The 18,403-nt window shown below is 57.8% G+C and carries 17 protein-coding genes, 2 pseudogenes and 1 riboswitch; of the genes and pseudogenes, 12 read left to right on the top strand and 7 right to left on the bottom strand.

Translation table 11 applies throughout. The features are described from left to right. Positions 1-589: 589 nt before the first annotated feature. Together purH and purD are read left to right on the top strand one after the other, a co-directional pair. Positions 590-2,179: a bifunctional phosphoribosylaminoimidazolecarboxamide formyltransferase/IMP cyclohydrolase gene (gene purH, locus GVK32_RS26515; RefSeq protein ID WP_159873698.1), complete on the top strand. Its 1,590-nt coding sequence runs from the start codon at positions 590-592 to the stop codon at positions 2,177-2,179. A gap of 15 nt (positions 2,180-2,194) precedes the next feature. Continuing rightward, a complete protein-coding gene (gene purD / locus GVK32_RS26520) occupies positions 2,195-3,484 on the top strand; it encodes a phosphoribosylamine--glycine ligase (protein WP_159873699.1) in 1,290 nt (429 codons plus the stop codon). A gap of 181 nt (positions 3,485-3,665) precedes the next feature. Here purD and GVK32_RS26525 read toward each other — a convergent pair whose 3' ends face one another. The 6 genes from GVK32_RS26525 to nudC all read right to left on the bottom strand — a co-directional run bounded on the left by GVK32_RS26525 (position 3,666) and on the right by nudC (position 8,022). Beyond that, entirely contained in the window at positions 3,666-4,358 is a 693-nt protein-coding gene (locus GVK32_RS26525; protein ID WP_159873716.1) for a DUF1481 domain-containing protein, read from the bottom strand. A 12-nt stretch (positions 4,359-4,370) separates the two neighbouring features. After that, on the bottom strand, positions 4,371-4,643 hold the full coding sequence (gene hupA / locus GVK32_RS26530) for a nucleoid-associated protein HU-alpha (RefSeq protein WP_004097675.1): 273 nt from the start codon (positions 4,641-4,643) through the stop codon (positions 4,371-4,373). Between the two features lie 185 nt (positions 4,644-4,828). Beyond that, positions 4,829-5,419, bottom strand: a complete 591-nt coding sequence (locus GVK32_RS26535; protein ID WP_041143557.1) for a YjaG family protein — start codon at positions 5,417-5,419, stop codon at positions 4,829-4,831. Between the two features lie 42 nt (positions 5,420-5,461). Further along, complete coding sequence (nfi, locus tag GVK32_RS26540; RefSeq protein ID WP_076948187.1) at positions 5,462-6,133, bottom strand: deoxyribonuclease V; 672 nt, start codon at positions 6,131-6,133, stop codon at positions 5,462-5,464. Between the two features lie 9 nt (positions 6,134-6,142). Continuing rightward, on the bottom strand, positions 6,143-7,207 hold the full coding sequence (gene hemE / locus GVK32_RS26545; protein WP_041143555.1) for a uroporphyrinogen decarboxylase: 1,065 nt from the start codon (positions 7,205-7,207) through the stop codon (positions 6,143-6,145). Positions 7,208-7,248: 41 nt separating this feature from the next. After that, complete coding sequence (nudC, locus tag GVK32_RS26550; protein WP_041143554.1) at positions 7,249-8,022, bottom strand: NAD(+) diphosphatase; 774 nt, start codon at positions 8,020-8,022, stop codon at positions 7,249-7,251. A gap of 94 nt (positions 8,023-8,116) precedes the next feature. Between nudC and rsd the strand changes: the two are divergent. The 10 genes and pseudogenes from rsd (at position 8,117) to GVK32_RS26600 (ending at position 17,000) form a co-directional block, all read left to right on the top strand. Beyond that, a pseudogene (gene rsd, locus GVK32_RS26555) lies at positions 8,117-8,607 on the top strand (sigma D regulator). Between the two features lie 53 nt (positions 8,608-8,660). Further along, positions 8,661-8,885, top strand: a riboswitch (TPP riboswitch). 84 nt (positions 8,886-8,969) lie between these two features. Next, positions 8,970-10,865: a phosphomethylpyrimidine synthase ThiC gene (gene thiC, locus GVK32_RS26560; protein WP_159873702.1), complete on the top strand. Its 1,896-nt coding sequence runs from the start codon at positions 8,970-8,972 to the stop codon at positions 10,863-10,865. After that, positions 10,865-11,500 carry a thiamine phosphate synthase gene (gene thiE, locus GVK32_RS26565; protein ID WP_159873704.1) on the top strand — a complete coding sequence of 212 codons (636 nt, stop codon included), beginning with the start codon at positions 10,865-10,867 and terminating at the stop codon, positions 11,498-11,500. Before thiC ends, thiE begins: the two co-directional genes overlap by 1 nt. Next, the gene (locus GVK32_RS26570; protein ID WP_159873706.1) at positions 11,493-12,248 is read left to right on the top strand and encodes a HesA/MoeB/ThiF family protein; all 756 of its coding nucleotides are present in this window, start codon (positions 11,493-11,495) and stop codon (positions 12,246-12,248) included. Before thiE ends, GVK32_RS26570 begins: the two co-directional genes overlap by 8 nt. Further along, positions 12,232-12,432, top strand: coding sequence for a sulfur carrier protein ThiS (gene thiS / locus GVK32_RS26575; protein ID WP_045858019.1), 201 nt, complete (start codon positions 12,232-12,234; stop codon positions 12,430-12,432). Before GVK32_RS26570 ends, thiS begins: the two co-directional genes overlap by 17 nt. A gap of 1 nt (position 12,433) precedes the next feature. After that, positions 12,434-13,204 (top strand): thiazole synthase, encoded by a 771-nt coding sequence (gene thiG / locus GVK32_RS26580; RefSeq protein WP_159873708.1) that lies wholly within the window; start codon positions 12,434-12,436, stop codon positions 13,202-13,204. Then, on the top strand, positions 13,201-14,334 hold the full coding sequence (gene thiH / locus GVK32_RS26585; protein WP_159873710.1) for a 2-iminoacetate synthase ThiH: 1,134 nt from the start codon (positions 13,201-13,203) through the stop codon (positions 14,332-14,334). The genes thiG and thiH overlap by 4 nt, the downstream gene beginning before the upstream one ends. A 341-nt stretch (positions 14,335-14,675) precedes the next feature. Next, positions 14,676-16,207, top strand: a pseudogene (locus GVK32_RS26590) (diguanylate cyclase domain-containing protein). Between the two features lie 172 nt (positions 16,208-16,379). After that, entirely contained in the window at positions 16,380-16,685 is a 306-nt protein-coding gene (locus GVK32_RS26595) for a PTS sugar transporter subunit IIB (RefSeq protein ID WP_041143545.1), read from the top strand. Positions 16,686-16,688: 3 nt separating this feature from the next. Beyond that, positions 16,689-17,000 carry a PTS lactose/cellobiose transporter subunit IIA gene (locus GVK32_RS26600; RefSeq protein ID WP_041143544.1) on the top strand — a complete coding sequence of 104 codons (312 nt, stop codon included), beginning with the start codon at positions 16,689-16,691 and terminating at the stop codon, positions 16,998-17,000. A gap of 49 nt (positions 17,001-17,049) precedes the next feature. On the opposite strand, the gene GVK32_RS26605 is transcribed toward GVK32_RS26600, so the two are convergent. Beyond that, positions 17,050-18,390: an anaerobic C4-dicarboxylate transporter gene (locus GVK32_RS26605; protein WP_041143543.1), complete on the bottom strand. Its 1,341-nt coding sequence runs from the start codon at positions 18,388-18,390 to the stop codon at positions 17,050-17,052. Positions 18,391-18,403 lie beyond the last annotated feature (13 nt).

Here is an 18,403-nt window from a genome sequence, read left to right on the forward strand (position 1 = left end):
CAGAGACTTGGTATTCATTTTTCGTCCGAGGACGTTAAGAATCCATGTCACTTTGAGTGCCCACACAGATTGTCTGATAAATTGTTAAAGAGCAGTGCAACGCGGCTTTCGCTCACCGTTGCGAGGTGGCGTATACTACGCTTTCCTCTTTCAGAGTCAACCCTTAACTTAGGATTTTTTCTCTTCAACCGAACCGGCTAGTTGCTGTGAAGTGATTCACATCCGCCGTGTCGATGGAGGCGCATTATAGGGAGTTCTCGAGCGCCCGCAATAGTTAAATTGCAGAAAAATGACTGACTGCTGCATTCCCCAGCAAAACCCCGGTTTATACCCTGTTACGCACAGAATTATCCACAGACCGTCGGCGTTCCTTCTCTATAAAAGCCGTCGCCGCACCCTTCTATAAGGAGAGATAAGGAAAGATTTCCCCCTGCAAAGAGAAAGATAAAAATTCGCGAGCGTTGCGCAAACGTTTTCGTTACAATGCCGCGCTATGACACGGACGCCCGGTTGGGTGCGTTAGGTGAGTTTTTAGGCAAAAACTCACCTAACGCTCTCTGTAATATTCAAATCCTGGGGATTTAATACCATGCAACAACGTCGTCCAGTCCGCCGCGCCCTGCTCAGTGTTTCTGATAAGGCCGGTATCGTCGAATTCGCGCAGGCTCTTTCCGCTCGTGGTGTTGAGCTACTCTCTACGGGTGGTACCGCACGCCTGCTGGCGGAGAAAGGCCTGCCGGTAACCGAAGTCTCTGACTACACCGGTTTCCCGGAAATGATGGACGGACGCGTTAAGACCCTGCATCCGAAAGTACACGGCGGCATTCTGGGTCGTCGCGGGCAGGATGATGAGATCATGGCGCAGCACGCTATCTCTCCTATTGATATGGTCGTCGTTAACCTCTACCCGTTTGCCCAGACCGTCGCTCGTGAAGGCTGCTCGCTGGAAGATGCGGTTGAGAACATCGATATCGGCGGCCCGACCATGGTGCGCTCCGCGGCCAAGAACCATAAAGATGTCGCTATCGTTGTTAAGAGCAGCGACTACGCCGCTATTATTAAAGAGATGGACGCCAACGAAGGCTCTCTGACTCTCGATACCCGTTTCGACCTCGCTATTAAAGCTTTCGAGCACACCGCAGCCTATGACAGCATGATTGCCAACTACTTCGGCAGCATGGTTCCGGCCTATCATGGTGAAACTCAGGAGGCTTCAGGGCGCTTCCCGCGTACCCTGAACCTGAACTTCATTAAGAAGCAGGATATGCGCTACGGCGAAAACAGCCATCAGCAGGCCGCCTTCTATATAGAAGAAGAAATTAAGGAAGCATCCGTTGCCACCGCGCAGCAGCTGCAGGGCAAAGCGCTTTCCTATAACAACATTGCCGATACCGATGCGGCGCTGGAGTGCGTGAAAGAGTTCAGCGAGCCGGCGTGCGTCATCGTCAAGCACGCCAACCCGTGCGGCGTTGCGGTAAGCGATTCCCTGCTGGATGCCTACGATCGCGCCTATAAAACCGACCCGACCTCAGCATTCGGCGGCATTATTGCCTTCAACCGCGAGCTGGATGCCGAAACCGCGCAGGCTATTATCTCCCGCCAGTTTGTCGAAGTGATCATCGCCCCGTCCGCTAGCGAAGCGGCGCTGAAAATCACCGCGGCGAAACAGAACGTCCGCGTCCTGACCTGCGGCGAGTGGACCTCACGCGTACCGGGCCTTGATTTCAAACGCGTTAACGGTGGGCTGCTGGTGCAGGATCGCGATCTGGGCATGGTCACCAACGCTGAGCTGCGCGTGGTCAGCAAACGCCAGCCAACCGAGCAGGAGCTGCGCGATGCGCTGTTCTGCTGGAAAGTCGCCAAGTTCGTCAAATCCAACGCTATCGTTTATGCCAAAGAGAATATGACCATCGGCATAGGCGCAGGCCAGATGAGCCGCGTTTACTCCGCCAAAATTGCCGGAATTAAAGCCGCCGACGAAGGCCTGGAAGTGAAAGGCTCAGCAATGGCATCCGACGCATTCTTCCCGTTCCGTGACGGCATTGATGCGGCCGCGGCAGTTGGCGTGAGCTGCGTGATCCAGCCTGGCGGCTCTATTCGCGATGAAGAGGTGATTGCCGCTGCCGACGAGCATGGTATCGCAATGATCTTCACCGACATGCGCCATTTCCGCCATTAATTCACGGAGTAACACATGAAAGTATTAGTGATTGGTAACGGCGGGCGCGAGCACGCGTTAGGATGGAAAGCGGCGCAATCGCCGCTGGTTGATACCGTTTATGTGGCTCCGGGTAATGCCGGCACCGCCCTGGAGCCCGCGCTGCAGAACGTGGCTATCGGCGTGACCGACATTCCGGCGCTGCTGGGCTTCGCGCAGCGCGAAAATATCGATCTGACCATCGTCGGCCCGGAAGCGCCGCTGGTAATTGGCATCGTCGATGCCTTCCGCGCCGCCGGACTGAAAATCTTCGGCCCAACGGAAGGTGCCGCGCAGCTCGAGGGCTCTAAGGCCTTCACCAAAGATTTCCTCGCGCGCCACAAGATCCCCACCGCCGAGTACCAGAACTTTACCGAGGTTGAACCTGCCCTTGCGTACCTGCGTGAGAAAGGCGCGCCGATCGTTATCAAGGCTGACGGCCTGGCGGCCGGGAAAGGCGTGATTGTCGCCATGACGCTCGAAGAGGCGGAGGCCGCCGTTAACGATATGCTGGCAGGCAACGCCTTCGGCGACGCGGGCCACCGTATCGTTATCGAAGAGTTCCTCGACGGCGAAGAAGCCAGCTTTATCGTCATGGTTGACGGCGAGCACGTGCTGCCGATGGCCACCAGCCAGGACCACAAACGCGTCGGTAACGGCGATACTGGCCCGAACACCGGCGGCATGGGCGCATACTCACCGGCCCCGGTGGTCACGGATGAAGTCCATCAGCGCACCATGGAGCGTATCATTTGGCCAACGGTCAAAGGGATGGCGGCGGAAGGCAATACCTATACCGGCTTTCTCTACGCGGGTCTGATGATCGATAAGCAGGGCAACCCGAAGGTAATCGAGTTCAACTGCCGCTTCGGCGATCCGGAAACTCAGCCCATCATGCTGCGCATGAAGTCGGACATGGTGGAGCTGTGCCTCGCCGCCTGCGACGGCAAGCTGGATGAGAAAACGTCAGAGTGGGACAGCCGTGCCTCTCTCGGCGTGGTCGTGGCCGCGGGCGGCTATCCGGGCAGCTACAGCACCGGCGACGAGATCTTCGGCCTGCCGCAGGAAGAAGCGGCGGATGGCAAAGTGTTCCATGCGGGCACCCAGCTTTCTGCCGACCAGCGCGTGCTCACCAACGGCGGCCGCGTACTGTGCGTAACGGCGCTGGGCGATAGCGTGGCCCAGGCGCAGCAGCGTGCCTATGAGCTGCTTACCGATATCCGCTGGAACGGCAGCTTTAGCCGTGACGATATCGGCTGGCGCGCCATCGCTCGCGAGCAAAGCTAACGGCCTCGTTTCAACTGCCGGATTTACGCATCCTTCTTTATTAACGGGTGGCCTCAGTTTTGCGGCCGCCCGTTTTATTTGGCGCGCGCGGAGTGCGGTTCTACAAGGATCGGTGGCGCGATATACGGCAGGTGCTAACGAGGATCGGGGACAGCGGAGTATGAAGCGCGCAGGTATAGCGTTAGAAGGTTTTTTCCTGCGGTTGCCAGGTACAGAAGTCTTCGTTTGCCACCAGCAGCAGCTGCGAACCTTCGGAGGCTTCCAGCCACGCGACGCTGACCTCGACGGAGGAGTGATCCTGGCGCCGGGCAATATGGGCTAACGCCCGGGCATCGAGGTCGGGCTTAACGGTCTGCCCTTCACAGGTGGTGACGGTCCGATCGGCGTGCCAGCGTCCCTGACGCAGCACAACGCGGCCCTGACGCAACGCGTCGCTGGTCTGGCGGATCTGCGTCGCCCGGTAGCGGTAGAGCGCGACCTGGTCGCTGGAGAGCTGCTGCTTTTGCCCGTCAATTTCACGCTGCATAAAGCTCAGCTCGCCCTGGTCATCAAAGCGGGCGCGAATATGTTCCGTGGTCTTGCCGTAAACGTTGAGCTCAATCAGCGTCAGCCGATCGCCCTGCCAGCGGTACTCACTGGTTGAAGTGTTGCCGTGACGCCACGGGCTAAAAGCGGCGAGAAGGTGCACCTCGCCATTGGAATCCATGCGCCAGATACGCATCGCTCCCTGGTTGTCAGCAAAGCCGCTGGCGGTAAAAGGCGGGAGCGAGGAATCATGGCTGCAGGCAGTGAGCAACAGTACGCCTGCCAGCGTCAGCATGCGACGCCAGATAGACAAAAGGGGCTTAAAGGCCCCTTCGGTAAAACTGTACACTGCCACGCGGTCTTACTTAACTGCGTCTTTCAGTGCTTTGCCTGAAACAAACGCCGGCACGTTAGCAGCGGCAATTTTGATTTCATTACCGGTCTGCGGGTTGCGGCCAGTACGCTCAGCGCGGTGGTTCACTTTGAAGGTACCGAAACCAACCAGTTGGACAGCATCACCTTCTTTCAGAGACTCAGTAATTGCAGCCAGGGTAGATTCCAGGGCAGCTTTTGCCTGTGCTTTGGACAGGTCAGCTTTGTCCGCAATTACATCAATCAGTTGAGTCTTGTTCATAAGTTATCCTTACAATGTGTTTATCGCTTGCTAAGCACCGAGTGCGACGGAAATGCTGAAAAACACTCTCCTGCATACACGCACCGATAGCCACTTTTTTTCGCCCTCCAAATGTAGACCAGACGGGGGGCGGAATGGAAGCCTTCAGACGCTACAATTCAGGCGGTAAATCACGTTTTCTGGTCTCACTGCTGAAAATTTATACCAATATTGCTCTCACCGGCTTCACGAAGGTCGGCGCGCAGTCCTTTTATCAGTTCGATATCACGCTCTTCGCACTCGGCCAGCAGGCGGAAAATTTCCCACTGAATGTCCCATTCTTGTTCAACCGCCGGGTTTTCTTTGAGCTCTTCGTCGGTCATTTCACGACCTGCCTGGGTCATTTCCAGCATCGCGACGGTGGTAATGGAGCTCTTGCTCACCTCAATGGCGTGCTCGAGAGTTTCGCCGCTCAGACGCGAGTGAACCAGCTCGCTTAATGCGACGCAGGCATCGATCGCCGGATAGACGCCGTACATATCATAGTCGTCAGCCGCCGGGATCGCCTCTTCCAGCTTCTCCAACTGGCTATCAAAATTCACCTTCGCGTCTTTGACCGTTAGCGTTTCCCAGATCAGATCGAGGATACGGCGATACAGCTGGCCATCGGCAAATTCGGTTTGCTGGCAAAACATGGCGTAATTAGGGTACATGCGCTCACACAAGCAGGCCATAAAAGTGACGTGCTGCCAGCTTTCCAGCTTCTCCAGGCGCAGATGAATCGGGTTTTGTAACATGATGAATTCTCGAAGTCAGAAATTAGCCGCAGTTTACCTGAATCAGCCGTGATTTGCTTGCCAACGGATAAACGCCGGGCGCTCTGATGCGACCGCATCCGCCCAGCGCGTCGGCTCCGGCAGGCGATAGCCTTTCATACAGCGTTCCACCCACATTAGGGCGCTATCCAGGCCAACCCGGTGGCCGGTGCTGATAAAGAGCGGGTTACAGCGCACCTTGCTGCGCAGAACCCACGCCAGCTGTTCGTTTTTATCCATCAGCGCCGTCAGCGCCCCCGGCTCATCGCCCGGGGCGTCGCATTTGCCGCACAGGCGCTTTTTCGCCACGCCGATGGTGGGCACATCCACCAGCAGCCCGAAATGGCTGGCTACGCCAAGACGGCGGGGATGGGAAATGCCGTGGCCGTCGACGAACAGCAGATCCGGTTTTTGCGAAAGCAGCTCCCACGCTGCCAGCAGCGCGGGGGTTTCACGAAAGGAGAGGAAGCCGGGAATATAGGGCATGGTGGTAGCAACGCGCGCCACCTGATATTCAACCAGCTCCAGCGAAGGCCAGGCCAACAGCACCATCGCCGCTCGGGTGACTTCTCCTTCCTGCTCAAACCCTACATCCGCGCCACCGATCAGCTGCGGCGGATCGCGATCCAGCCGATCTTCACGAATGACCGATTCTGCTAAATCACGCTGCAGGGTACGGAGAGAAGCCAAATCCATAGTCGCTCCTTAGCGATGATACTGTGCTGACAGCCGATGAACCGCCTCCACAAACACGCCAGCATGCGCAGGATCCACGTCCTGATGAATGCCGTGTCCGAGGTTGAAGACGTGGCCTTCTCCCTGACCAAAGCCGGCAAGGATGGTAGCGACTTCTTCCTCAATGCGGGCTGCGGGCGCGTAAAGCATGGAAGGGTCCATATTGCCCTGCAGCGCGACCTTGTGCCCAACGCGACGACGCGCATCGGCGATATCGGTTGTCCAGTCGAGGCCCAGCGCGTCGCAGCCGGTTTCCGCAATCGCCTCCAGCCACTGTCCGCCGCCTTTGGTAAACAGGGTCACCGGCACGCGGCGGCCTTCATTTTCACGCAGCAGGCCGTCGACGATTTTATGCATGTAGTAGAGCGAGAACTGCTGATAATCACGGCCGGTCAGCACTCCGCCCCAGGTATCAAAAATCATCACCGACTGAGCGCCGGCTTTAATCTGGGCGTTCAGGTACAGCGTGACGCTTTTGGCCAGCTTATCGAGCAGCGCGTGCAGCGCCTTCGGCTCGGCGTACATCATCTTCTTAATCACGGTAAAGGCTTTGCTGCTACCGCCTTCAACCATATAGGTCGCCAGCGTCCACGGGCTGCCGGAGAAGCCAATCAGCGGAACCTCACCTTTGAGCTCGCGGCGGATGGTGCGCACCGCGTTCATAACATAGCCGAGCTCATCTTCCGGATCGGGAATTGGCAGCTTATCGACATCCGCCCTGCAGGTAATCGGTGAGGTAAAGCGCGGGCCTTCTCCGGTTTCGAAGTACAGACCCAGCCCCATCGCATCCGGGATGGTTAAAATGTCAGAGAAGAGGATCGCCGCGTCCAGCGCATAGCGGCGCAGAGGCTGTAGCGTCACTTCGCAGGCCAGCTCGGCATTTTTACACAGCGACATAAAGTCGCCCGCTTCGGCGCGAGTGGCCTTGTACTCCGGTAAATAGCGGCCAGCCTGGCGCATCATCCACACCGGGGTCACATCAACGGGCTGGCGCAGCAGCGCACGCAGATAACGATCGTTCTTCAGTTCGGTCATTTTGCAGTTCCTTCAATGCGTCAGGCCATCATTGTATCACGTCATTCATAGTCGGCCCGGCACATCGCCACCGTATCTTCAATCAGCCGGCGCGCCACGGTTCCCGGCGGCGGCAGAAGCGGTAAATCGTCGTAGCGATACCAGCCCGCCTCCAGCAGCTCTTTGCGATCGATGACAATCTCACCGCTGTCGTATTCCGCCATAAAGGCAGTCATCAGCGACTGCGGGAACGGCCAGGGCTGAGAAGTCACGTAGCGCAGGTTTTTCACCTTAATACCGCACTCTTCCATCACCTCGCGCGCCACCGTCTGTTCGAGGGTCTCCCCGACTTCAACAAAGCCGGCCAGCACCGTATGCACGCCGTTGCGGTGGCGGGTATGCTGCGCCAGCAGGATAGAGTCTTCCCGGCGAATGGCGACAATCATGCACGGTGCGATTTGCGGATAGTAGCGCTCGCGGCAGTGGCTACACAGCATCGCCCATTCGGTTTTGCTCGGGTGCATCGGGTGCCCGCAGTAGCCGCAGAACTTATGCGAGCGATAAAACTCGGCCAGCTGAATACCGCGGCCCGCCAGCTGAAACAGGCCAGGATCCTGATCCAGTACCTGCCGCAGCGATCCCATATCCTGCCGACGATCCTGGCGTATCAGCCACACCGCGTCGCCTTGCCATTCGCCAATATGCTGCGCGTGCTGGCCGACAAGATTAAAATTTACCGCTTCGCCGTGTGGTAATTCCCCGCCGGGTAACCATAATTTTTGTTCGTGACTGACGATCCACCAGCCGCGATCTAATTTTTCAATAATACGATCCATATCTATTGCACTACCTTCGTTTTACTGGCACTTTTAACATTATATTTACATTTTGGTGAGCAACGTTATTTTTCTTAATCTTGCGGAGTCAACCATGTTAAACCAGCTGGAAAACCTAACGGAACGTGTTGGAGGCAGTAATGAACTGGTCGATCGCTGGCTGCATGTACGTAAGCATTTGCTCGTGGCTTACTACAAGCTGGTTGGCCTGAAACCCGGCAAAGAGTCATTTATGCGGCTTAATGAAAAGTCGCTGGATAACTTTTGCCAAAGCCTGGTGGATTACCTCTCATCCGGTCATTTTAGTATTTATGAACGTATTATCGGGGAAATGGAAGGCGATACGCCACTTTTGGCCGCCACCAGGCTCTATCCACAGCTGGAAGCCAACACCCAGCAGATTATGGATTATTACGACACCTGCCTCGAAAACGCTATCGATCACGATAACTACCTCGAGTTCCAGCAGGCGCTCTCGGATATCGGCGAAGCCCTGGAAGCGCGCTTTGCGCTTGAAGATAAGCTGATCGCCCTGGCCGTGACCTATAAGACAGCATCAGCGACAATATCGCGCCGACTGCTTGAGTTGTGAGCCGTTAGCGAGTAGTTTACATACATTCTCCCTCTCCGGAGGGGGTTTTATCTTGTCGGAGTGCCCATTTTCCAAAAAGCATTCGTGATGCCTCAAGGTGGCAAGTCAGTGAACCTCCAGGAACTTACATCAGTAAGTGACCGGAGTGAGCGGACGAAGCCAACGAAGAGGCAGCGCGAAGGATAAAGTGGAAAAGGCTGAGACCGTTAATTCGGGATCCGCGGAACCTGATCAGGCTAATACCTGCGAAGGGAACAAGAGTAAACTGCAAAGAGCGGTCGTCCCTCCAGGACCAAACGCATCTGTTACTCCATCCGTCGTCTGACAAGCCATCTCCTTTCGTCTGGAATGAGCTATGTCTACAGAAAAACTGACCCGTCGACAGCAGCGCGAACGCGCCCAGCGCTTTATCGACACGCTTGAAGGTTCGGTCTTCCCCAACTCACAGCGTATCTACATTCAGGGTTCGCAGGATAATATTCGCGTCCCGATGCGTGAAATCCAGCTCAGCCCCACGCTTATCGGCGGCGGCAAAGAAAATCCGCGCTATGAAGACAACGAAGCGATCCCGGTGTACGACACCTCCGGCCCCTACGGCGATCCCGATATTGCGATCGATGTCCATCAGGGTCTGGCAAAACTGCGCCAGCCGTGGATTGACGCGCGTAACGATAGCGAGCCGCTCAGCCATCGCAGCTCCGCCTATACCCAGCAGCGCCTGGCCGATGACGGCCTCGATGAGCTGCGCTTTAGCCGCCTGCTGACGCCAAAGCGGGCCGCCGCAGGCCGTCGCGTCACCCAGCTCCACTACGCCCGCCGGGGCCTCGTCACGCCGGAGATGGAGTTTATCGCCATCCGCGAAAACATGGGCCGCGAACGCATTCGTAGCGCAGCGCTGCGCCACCAGCATCCGGGAGAGGGGTTTGGCGCCCATCTGCCGGACAACATCACCCCGGAGTTCGTCCGTGACGAAGTGGCCGCCGGCCGGGCCATTATTCCCGCCAATATCAACCATCCCGAGTCGGAGCCGATGATTATCGGCCGTAATTTCCTGGTCAAAGTTAACGCCAATATCGGCAACTCTGCCGTCACCTCGTCCATTGAGGAGGAGGTGGAAAAGCTGGTGTGGTCAACCCGCTGGGGAGCGGATACGGTGATGGATCTCTCCACCGGCCGCTATATCCACGAAACCCGCGAGTGGATCCTGCGTAACAGCCCGGTGCCGATCGGTACGGTGCCGATCTATCAGGCGCTGGAAAAAGTGAACGGCATTGCCGAGGATCTGAACTGGGAAGCGTTTCGCGATACCCTGCTGGAGCAGGCGGAGCAAGGCGTTGACTACTTCACCATCCATGCCGGCGTCCTGCTGCGCTACGTTCCGCTGACGGCTAAACGCCTCACCGGCATCGTCTCCCGCGGCGGTTCGATCATGGCGAAATGGTGCCTCTCGCACCATCAGGAAAACTTCCTCTATCAGCACTTCCGCGAAATTTGCGAAATCTGCGCCGCCTACGACGTCTCTCTATCGCTGGGCGACGGTCTGCGCCCCGGCTCTATCCAGGACGCCAACGATGAAGCGCAGTTTGCCGAGCTGCGAACCTTAGGTGAGCTGACGAAAATCGCCTGGGAGTACGACGTGCAGGTGATGATTGAGGGCCCGGGCCACGTGCCGATGCAGATGATCCGCCGTAACATGACCGAAGAGCTGGAGCACTGCCACGAAGCGCCGTTCTATACCCTCGGGCCGTTAACCACCGATATCGCCCCGGGCTACGATCACTTCACTTCCGGCATTGGCGCCGCGATGATCGGCTGGTTTGGCTGCGCGATGCTCTGCTACGTGACGCCGAAAGAGCACCTCGGGCTGCCGAACAAAGAGGACGTGAAGCAGGGGCTGATTACCTACAAAATCGCCGCCCACGCCGCCGACCTCGCCAAAGGCCATCCCGGGGCGCAGATCCGCGATAACGCCATGTCCAAAGCGCGTTTTGAGTTCCGCTGGGAGGACCAGTTCAACCTCGCCCTCGACCCCTTCACCGCCCGCGCCTGGCACGATGAAACCCTGCCGCAGGAGTCGGGAAAAGTCGCCCACTTCTGCTCCATGTGCGGACCCAAATTCTGTTCAATGAAAATCAGCCAGGAAGTGCGCGACTACGCCGCCCGCCAGGATATCGAAAGCGGAATGGCCGATATGTCGCAGGACTTCCGCGCCCGCGGCGGCGAAATCTATTTACGTAAGGAGCAAGCCTGATGTATCAACCCGATTTTCCACCCGTCCCTTTTCGTTTAGGACTCTACCCGGTCGTGGATAGCGTGGCGTGGATTGAACGTCTGCTGAAAGCGGGCGTACGCACCATCCAGCTGCGAATCAAGGATAAGCGCGAGGCCGACGTTGAGGATGACGTTATCGCCGCTATCGCGCTCGGCCGTCAGCATCACGCCCGGCTATTTATCAACGACTACTGGCAGCTGGCCATTAAGCATCAGGCCTACGGCGTGCACCTCGGCCAGGAGGACCTGGAAACGACGGACCTGAGTGCGATCCGCAACGGCGGGCTGCGCCTCGGCGTCTCGACGCATGATGATATGGAGATTGACGTCGCGCTGGCGGCACGCCCTTCGTATGTCGCATTAGGCCACGTTTTCCCGACGCAAACCAAGCAGATGCCCTCTGCGCCGCAGGGGCTGGAGCAGCTGGCCCACCATATCGGCCGTCTGCAGGACTATCCGACGGTAGCCATCGGCGGCATCAGCCTCGAACGCGCACCGTCGGTACTGGACACCGGCGTTGGCAGCATTGCCGTGGTCAGCGCGATTACCCAGGCGGCGGACTGGCAGCAGGCCACCGCGCAGCTGCTGGAAATGGCGGGAGCAGGCGATGAATGATAGCGATTTTATGCGCTACAGCCGCCAGCTGATGCTGGAAGATATCGCCATCGAAGGCCAGCAGAAGCTGCTGGCCAGCCGGGTACTGATCGTCGGACTCGGCGGGCTCGGCTCCCCCGCGGCGCTCTATCTGGCGGGTGCCGGCGTCGGTACGCTGGTTCTCGCCGACGACGACGATGTTCACGTCAGCAACCTGCAGCGGCAGATTTTGTTCACCAGCGACGACATTGCCCGACCGAAAGCGACGGCCGCCCGCCAGCGGCTGGCGCGGCTCAATCCGCAAATCGATGTTATCCCCCTGCAGCAGCGGCTGAGCGGCGAAGCGCTGCTGGCTGAAGTGGCGCAGGCCGATCTGGTGCTGGACTGTACCGATAATATGGCGAGCCGCCAGGCCATCAACGCCGCCTGCGTAACCCGCACAACGCCGTTAATTACCGCCAGCGCCGTCGGGCTTGGCGGGCAGCTGATGGTTCTGACCCCGCCGTGGGAGCAGGGCTGCTATCGCTGCCTGTGGCCGGATACGGCCGAACCCGAGCGCAGCTGCCGCACCGCGGGCATTATCGGGCCGGTGGTCGGCATGATGGGTACGCTGCAGGCGCTGGAGGCGATCAAGCTGCTCTCCGGCATGGTCACGCCGCGTAATACGCTACGGCTGTTTGACGCCCGTACCAGCGCCTGGCGCAGCCTGGCGCTACAGCGGGCGCAGAGCTGTCCAGTATGCGGAGGACAACATGCAGATTTGGTTTAACGACGAGCCGCTCCGCTGCGCCGATGCGCTCACCGTCGCCGCCCTGCTCGCTCAGCTGGAACAGCAGCAGGCGGGCATCGCGCTGGCGCTCAATCAACAGGTTCTGCCGCGCGAGCGGTGGGATCACCATCTTCTGCAGGAAGGCGATCGGGTCCTGCTTTTTCAGGTTATCGCCGGAGGCTGACATGTTACGTATCGCAGACAAAACGTTCGACTCACACATTTTTACCGGTACCGGGAAATTTTCCGCACCGGAACGCATGGTCGAGGCGATCCGCGCCTCGGGAAGCCAGCTGGTGACGCTGGCGATGAAGCGCGTCGATTTACGTCAGCACAATGATGCGATCCTCGCGCCTTTACTGGCCGCCGGCGTTAGCCTGCTGCCGAATACGTCAGGCGCCAAAACGGCGGAAGAGGCCGTGTTCGCCGCCCGCCTGGCGCGGGAAGCCTTGGGCACCCACTGGCTGAAGCTGGAGATCCATCCTGACGCGCGCTGGCTGCTGCCGGACCCCATCGAAACCCTGAAGGCGGCGGAGATCCTGGTACGGGAAGGTTTCGTGGTTCTGCCCTACTGCGGCGCCGACCCGGTGCTTTGTAAGCGGCTGGAGGAGGCGGGCTGCGCGGCGGTGATGCCTCTCGGTGCGCCCATCGGCTCGAATCAGGGGCTGGAAACCCGCGCCATGCTGGAAATCATTATCGCCCAGGCCAGAGTACCGGTGGTCGTTGACGCCGGTATTGGCGTGCCCAGCCATGCGGCGCAGGCGCTGGAGATGGGCGCCGACGCGGTGCTGGTGAATACCGCAATCGCCGTCGCCGACGATCCAGTGACCATGGCGCGCGCGTTTCGTCTGGCGGTAGAAGCAGGCCTGCTGGCCCGTCAGGCCGGACCCGGCGCGCGCAGCGCCCTGGCGCAGGCCACCAGCCCGCTGACCGGTTTTCTGGAGGCGCTGGCATGAGTACCTTTAGCGACCGCTGGAAGCAGCTGGAGTGGGATGATATCCGCCTGCGCATCAACAGCAAAACCCCAGCCGACGTTGAGCGGGCGATAGCAGCAAAACAGCTTACTCGCGACGATATGATGGCCCTGCTCTCCCCCGCCGCCGCCGGCTATCTCGAGCCGCTGGCGCAGCGCGCGCAGCGCCTGACCCGCCAGCGCTTTGGCAACACCGTCAGCTTCTACGTTCCCCTCTATCTCTCTAACCTGTGCGCGAACGACTGCACCTACTGCGGCTTTTCGATGAGCAACCGCATCAAACGCAAGACGCTGGATAGCGACGAAATTACCCGCGAATGCGCCGCCATCCGCCAGATGGGCTTTGAGCATCTGCTGCTGGTCACCGGTGAACATCAGGGCAAAGTGGGGATGGACTATTTTCGCGAGCATCTGCCGGCGATCCGCAGCCGGTTCTCCTCGCTGCAAATGGAGGTGCAGCCGCTGAGCACCGAAGAGTACGCCGAGCTGAAAACGCTCGGCCTGGACGGCGTGATGGTCTATCAGGAAACCTATCATGAAAGCATGTACGCCCAGCATCATCTGAAGGGGAAGAAGCAGGACTTCTTGTGGCGTCTGGATACGCCGGATCGCCTTGGCGAGGCGGGGATCGATAAGATCGGCCTGGGCGCGCTCATTGGCCTCTCCGATAGCTGGCGCGTAGATTGCTATATGGTCGCCGAGCATCTGCTGTGGCTCCAGCAGCACTACTGGCGCAGCCGCTACTCGGTCTCCTTCCCCCGACTGCGGCCATGCGCCGGCGGGATCGAACCGGCATCGCTGATGGATGAGCGCCAGCTGGTGCAGACCATCTGCGCCTTCCGCCTGCTGGCGCCGGAGGTTGAGCTGTCGCTTTCAACCCGCGAATCCCCCGATTTCCGCGATCGGGTGATCCCGCTGGCCATTAACAACGTCAGCGCATTTTCAAAAACGCAGCCCGGCGGCTACGCCGATAATCACCCCGAGCTGGAGCAGTTTGCTCCTCACGATGGCCGTCGCCCCGAAGAGGTCGCCAGTGCGCTGGTCGCTCGCGGGCTGCAGCCGGTGTGGAAAGACTGGGATAGCTGGCTGGGACGCGCTACACAGTCGCCCTGAAGAGGAGTGTAACGACCTGAGCAGTTTGCGGGCCTGAACGCGAGAACAAAAACGGCAGATTGCTTACCCTCTGCCGTTTTCCTATTCTGCTCCTGTCAGCAGCGGACGCTGACCAGGGCGATAATTTCTCTTCCTCATTTTCGCCCTGCCTCCTTAATGGATAACCGATACGGACAGCCTATGGAGAGCGGGCAAAACCCCAGCCCCGGTGAATTTAAATCCCGTGCCCTGGAAGAGCGTGATTATAATTGACGAATAGTTACCTGATTCGCTCGGCAGGCATGCTGGCTAAACCTGCGTATTAACCTACGGTTTATACCTTCTGGAACGATTTACGACTCATGGTTCGTCACAACAGAAAACTCTCTTTTACTACGCCGATTCTGGTGGGGTTTGCGGGGATTTTACTCAGTTTTTTACTGATCGCAGCGTTCGTCACTGCCACTCAGAAAAAAATTTCCTTAAGGACTATCACCACGTTAACCGCAACTTCATCCACAATCTGGCCATTAACTACACCGAATCGCTGCTCCGCCAAAATGATTATATTCTCACTAGCGCGACCACGTTTTTCTCCCGTAACGACGAGCTGAATAGCGCCGTTAATCTCGATCCGCAAAAAGGTTTACGCGAGCTGATGCAGCTCCAGGCGCTGATGCAAAACGTATCTTCCGTCTCGCTGGCGGATACCCAGGCGCACTATTTACGGGCGCCTGAAGTCCTGGAAACGGAAGATAGCCGGTCGTTTAATCCTGAATCAAGGCCGTGGTTTATTAAACAAGCGGAAGCCAGTACCTTCAGTCTCTATACCCGCCCCTATCTGGATTACTTTACCCATCATCCCACCGTCACCCTCTATCGCCCGGTCATCTCCCCGGAAGGACGGCTCAAAGGCAGCCTCGCCTTCCATATGGATCTGACGTCGATGGGGTACGCGCTGCGGCAAATGGTAGCGCCGGTGCAGGGCGAGTTTTTTGTCGTGCAGCGCGACGGCAAAGTGGTACTCCACCCGGATCCTGGCGCCCTCTTTAAACCCTATATCAGCAGCAAGCTGATGGATGATATGACCAGCGCGGAGGGACAGCTGTACGATAGTGCCAGCGATAGCTGGTATTACTACTATTCGTTTACTAATCCCGACTGGTTTGTGATTTACCGCGTGCACAATTCCACGCTGGCCGACCTGACGCGCTATGAAACCGATATTGTCGCCTGGGGATTTGCCCTCGGCGCCATTGTCATTATCCTGTTCGGCCTCTACCTGCGCCACGCTTCGCGCACGGTGCTGATGAATATCATCAACGCCATTAAGACCGGCGACGTCCAGCGCGCCCCGCGGCTGGAAGCGATGCTGAGCAAGGCTATCGAAAACAATAAGCAGCGCGAGCTCACCTACGTGCGCCAGGCCACCATCGACGCCCTGACCGGCTGTAAAAACCGCCGCGCCTTCGATAGCGACATCGCGGCGCTGATGAACGATCATCAGCCGTTCGCCCTGGCGCTGGTCGACATCGATAACTTTAAATCGATTAACGATACCTGGGACCACCTCAACGGCGATATCGTCCTGCGCAGCGTCGCCCGTGAAGGACTGCAAATTCTGCAGCCGCTGCAGATTTCGCTCTACCGCTACGGCGGAGAGGCGTTTGCCGTGGTATTTACCGCAGAGCATCTCCCCCATGCCCATACGCTGCTCGAAAGCTGGCGGATTACGATTGCCCAGCGCACCTGGCGTGAAGAGGGGCTGAGCGTAACCTTCAGTGCCGGCCTCGGCGAATGGAATATGGAGCCGCTGGATAAACTGGTGGTCAGCGTGGACGAAGCGCTCTATAAAGCGAAACAGCAGGGCAAGAATCAGATCGTCAGAACCTAAAGCCTCTACCCTTGTAAAACCCGCTTCGGCGGGCTTTTTGTCTTTTCAGACCGCAAACCGAAACCGGTTTCATTATTTTGTGATGCCTTACACACAATCGCTGCAAAGCGGTTGTTCCGTCACCCTGCCCGCGCTAAAGATGGTACATCAAGGAACATAAAGGCGACGAACTATGAAGAATATCGTTTTATGCTGTGCCGCAGGTATGTCCACCAGCATGCTGGTTCAACGTATGCAAGCTGCCGCGCAGCAGAAAGGGGTGGAAGTCTCGATTAAAGCCGTGCCGGTGGCCGAATTTAAGGACAACCTGGCGGCTGCCGATATTATCCTGCTGGGCCCGCAGGTGAAATACGAGCAGGCGAAACTGCAGGCGCTGGCCGATCCGTTCGGTAAAAAAGTCGCCGTTATCGATATGATGGATTACGGCATGATGAAAGGCGATGCCGTTCTGGATAAAGCCCTGAAGTTGATGGAGTAAGAGATGGAAGATTTAGAAACGATCATTATGGAGCTGCTGGTTAACGCCGGTTCTGCGCGTAGCTCTGCATTAACCGCACTGCAGCTGGCGCGCAAAGGTGATTTTGCCGCCGCCGAGCAGGCGATGGCAGAATCTCATGAATTTGTGAAACACGCGCACAAAATCCAGACCCAGCTTATCGGTCTGGATGAAGGGTCCGGCAAGCTTCCGGTCAACCTGATTACCGTTCACTCTCAGGACCACCTGATGAACGCTATGGTCATCCAGGATCTGGCGACCGATATGATCGAACTGTATCGCCGTATTCCGCAGTAAATGAAACCGCTTTATGCAGCAGGTGCCCGTTCGGCACCTGCTTTTTTTATTACAGAAATCCGTAGAGCGCGGCAAATATCCAGCCAAATACGCACGAGACGCTGACGCCAATTAACCCCGGCAGAATAAAGCTGTGGTTAATCACAAAGCGGCCGATGCGGGTCGTCCCCGAGCGGTCGAACTGAATAGCGGCCAGGTCACTGGGGTAGGTTGGCAGAATATAATAGCCGTAGCACGCCGGCGCGGACGCCACGATATAGGCCGGGTCGACGCCAATCGCCAGCGCAACCGGGACAATCGCCGCCAGCGCCGCCGCCTGCGAGTTGACGAATTTGGATACAATCAGCAGGACGATAGCGTAGGCCCACGGATACTCTTTTACCATCTCGCCCAGCACGCCCTTAATCTCCGACATGTGCGCGCCAAACATGGTCTCCGCCATCCATGCAATGCCGTATACCGCCACAATGGCGATCATTCCCGAGCGAAATACCTCATTTTTAGAAATAGAGGCCGGATTGGTTTTGGTGATGATGATGATCAGCGCCCCGGAAAGCAGCATAAACATCTGGATAACCAGCACCATCGACAGCGGCTTGCCGTCGAATACGGGCCGCAGCTCGGAAAACGCGCCCAGCAGGGCGACTACGACAATCGATGCCAGGAAGATCCACATCGCCACCCAGTTGCTGGCCGGCAGCTTGCGGTCCAGCAGCGTTGCGGTGTCGCCGTAGACGTAGTGGCGGTTTTCCGGCGTCGCGATAAATGCCTGGAACTCTTCGTCTTTATCCAAATCCTTGCCGCGGAACCAGCTAAAAATCCCGATCGCCAGAATGCCCAGCAGGGTTGAAGGAATGGTGATCGCCAGCAGGTCGAGAAACTCCAGGTGCTTGCCGTTAAACGTAAAGTTACCGAGCATTGCCACCAGCGAAACGACCGCAACGGAAACCGGGCTGGCGATAATACCCATCTGTGCGCCAATGGAGCTGGCCGCCATAGGACGCTCGGGACGAATATTATTCTTAATCGCAACGTCATAGATAATCGGCAGGATGGTATAGACCACGTGGCCAGTGCCGCACAGGATCGTCAGCGTACAGGTGACAAATGGCGCAACGATTGAAACGTACTTTGGATTACGCCGCAGAAGCTTTTCGGCAATCTGCAGCATCACGTCTAACCCGCCGGAAGCCTGTAGCGTCGCCGAGGCGGCTACCACCGCAATAATCACCAGCATGACATCAACCGGCGGTTTTCCCGGCTGAAGATGGAAGACAAAGACTAAAATAACCAGCCCGATGCCGCCCAAAAGGCCCAGCGCAATCCCGCCTTTTCTGGCTCCATAAAACAAACACACTAAGATAATGATGAGTTGTATAGCAAATTCCATGCATCCCCCAGAA

Source organism: Klebsiella sp. 18074, assembly GCF_902705905.1.
Lineage (GTDB): Bacteria > Pseudomonadota > Gammaproteobacteria > Enterobacterales > Enterobacteriaceae > Klebsiella > Klebsiella terrigena.

Excerpts from the sequence above, each read along its gene's own strand:
- purH (WP_159873698.1), top strand. The coding sequence starts at position 590 with ATGCAACAACGTCGTCCAGTCCGCCGCGCCCTGCTCAGTGTTTCTGAT.
- purD (WP_159873699.1), top strand. The coding sequence starts at position 2,195 with ATGAAAGTATTAGTGATTGGTAACGGCGGGCGCGAGCACGCGTTAGGA.
- hupA (WP_004097675.1), bottom strand. The coding sequence starts at position 4,643 with ATGAACAAGACTCAACTGATTGATGTAATTGCGGACAAAGCTGACCTG.
- GVK32_RS26535 (WP_041143557.1), bottom strand. The coding sequence starts at position 5,419 with ATGTTACAAAACCCGATTCATCTGCGCCTGGAGAAGCTGGAAAGCTGG.
- nfi (WP_076948187.1), bottom strand. The coding sequence starts at position 6,133 with ATGGATTTGGCTTCTCTCCGTACCCTGCAGCGTGATTTAGCAGAATCG.
- hemE (WP_041143555.1), bottom strand. The coding sequence starts at position 7,207 with ATGACCGAACTGAAGAACGATCGTTATCTGCGTGCGCTGCTGCGCCAG.
- nudC (WP_041143554.1), bottom strand. The coding sequence starts at position 8,022 with ATGGATCGTATTATTGAAAAATTAGATCGCGGCTGGTGGATCGTCAGT.
- thiC (WP_159873702.1), top strand. The coding sequence starts at position 8,970 with ATGTCTACAGAAAAACTGACCCGTCGACAGCAGCGCGAACGCGCCCAG.
- thiE (WP_159873704.1), top strand. The coding sequence starts at position 10,865 with ATGTATCAACCCGATTTTCCACCCGTCCCTTTTCGTTTAGGACTCTAC.
- GVK32_RS26570 (WP_159873706.1), top strand. The coding sequence starts at position 11,493 with ATGAATGATAGCGATTTTATGCGCTACAGCCGCCAGCTGATGCTGGAA.
- thiS (WP_045858019.1), top strand. The coding sequence starts at position 12,232 with ATGCAGATTTGGTTTAACGACGAGCCGCTCCGCTGCGCCGATGCGCTC.
- thiG (WP_159873708.1), top strand. The coding sequence starts at position 12,434 with ATGTTACGTATCGCAGACAAAACGTTCGACTCACACATTTTTACCGGT.
- thiH (WP_159873710.1), top strand. The coding sequence starts at position 13,201 with ATGAGTACCTTTAGCGACCGCTGGAAGCAGCTGGAGTGGGATGATATC.
- GVK32_RS26595 (WP_041143545.1), top strand. The coding sequence starts at position 16,380 with ATGAAGAATATCGTTTTATGCTGTGCCGCAGGTATGTCCACCAGCATG.
- GVK32_RS26600 (WP_041143544.1), top strand. The coding sequence starts at position 16,689 with ATGGAAGATTTAGAAACGATCATTATGGAGCTGCTGGTTAACGCCGGT.
- GVK32_RS26605 (WP_041143543.1), bottom strand. The coding sequence starts at position 18,390 with ATGGAATTTGCTATACAACTCATCATTATCTTAGTGTGTTTGTTTTAT.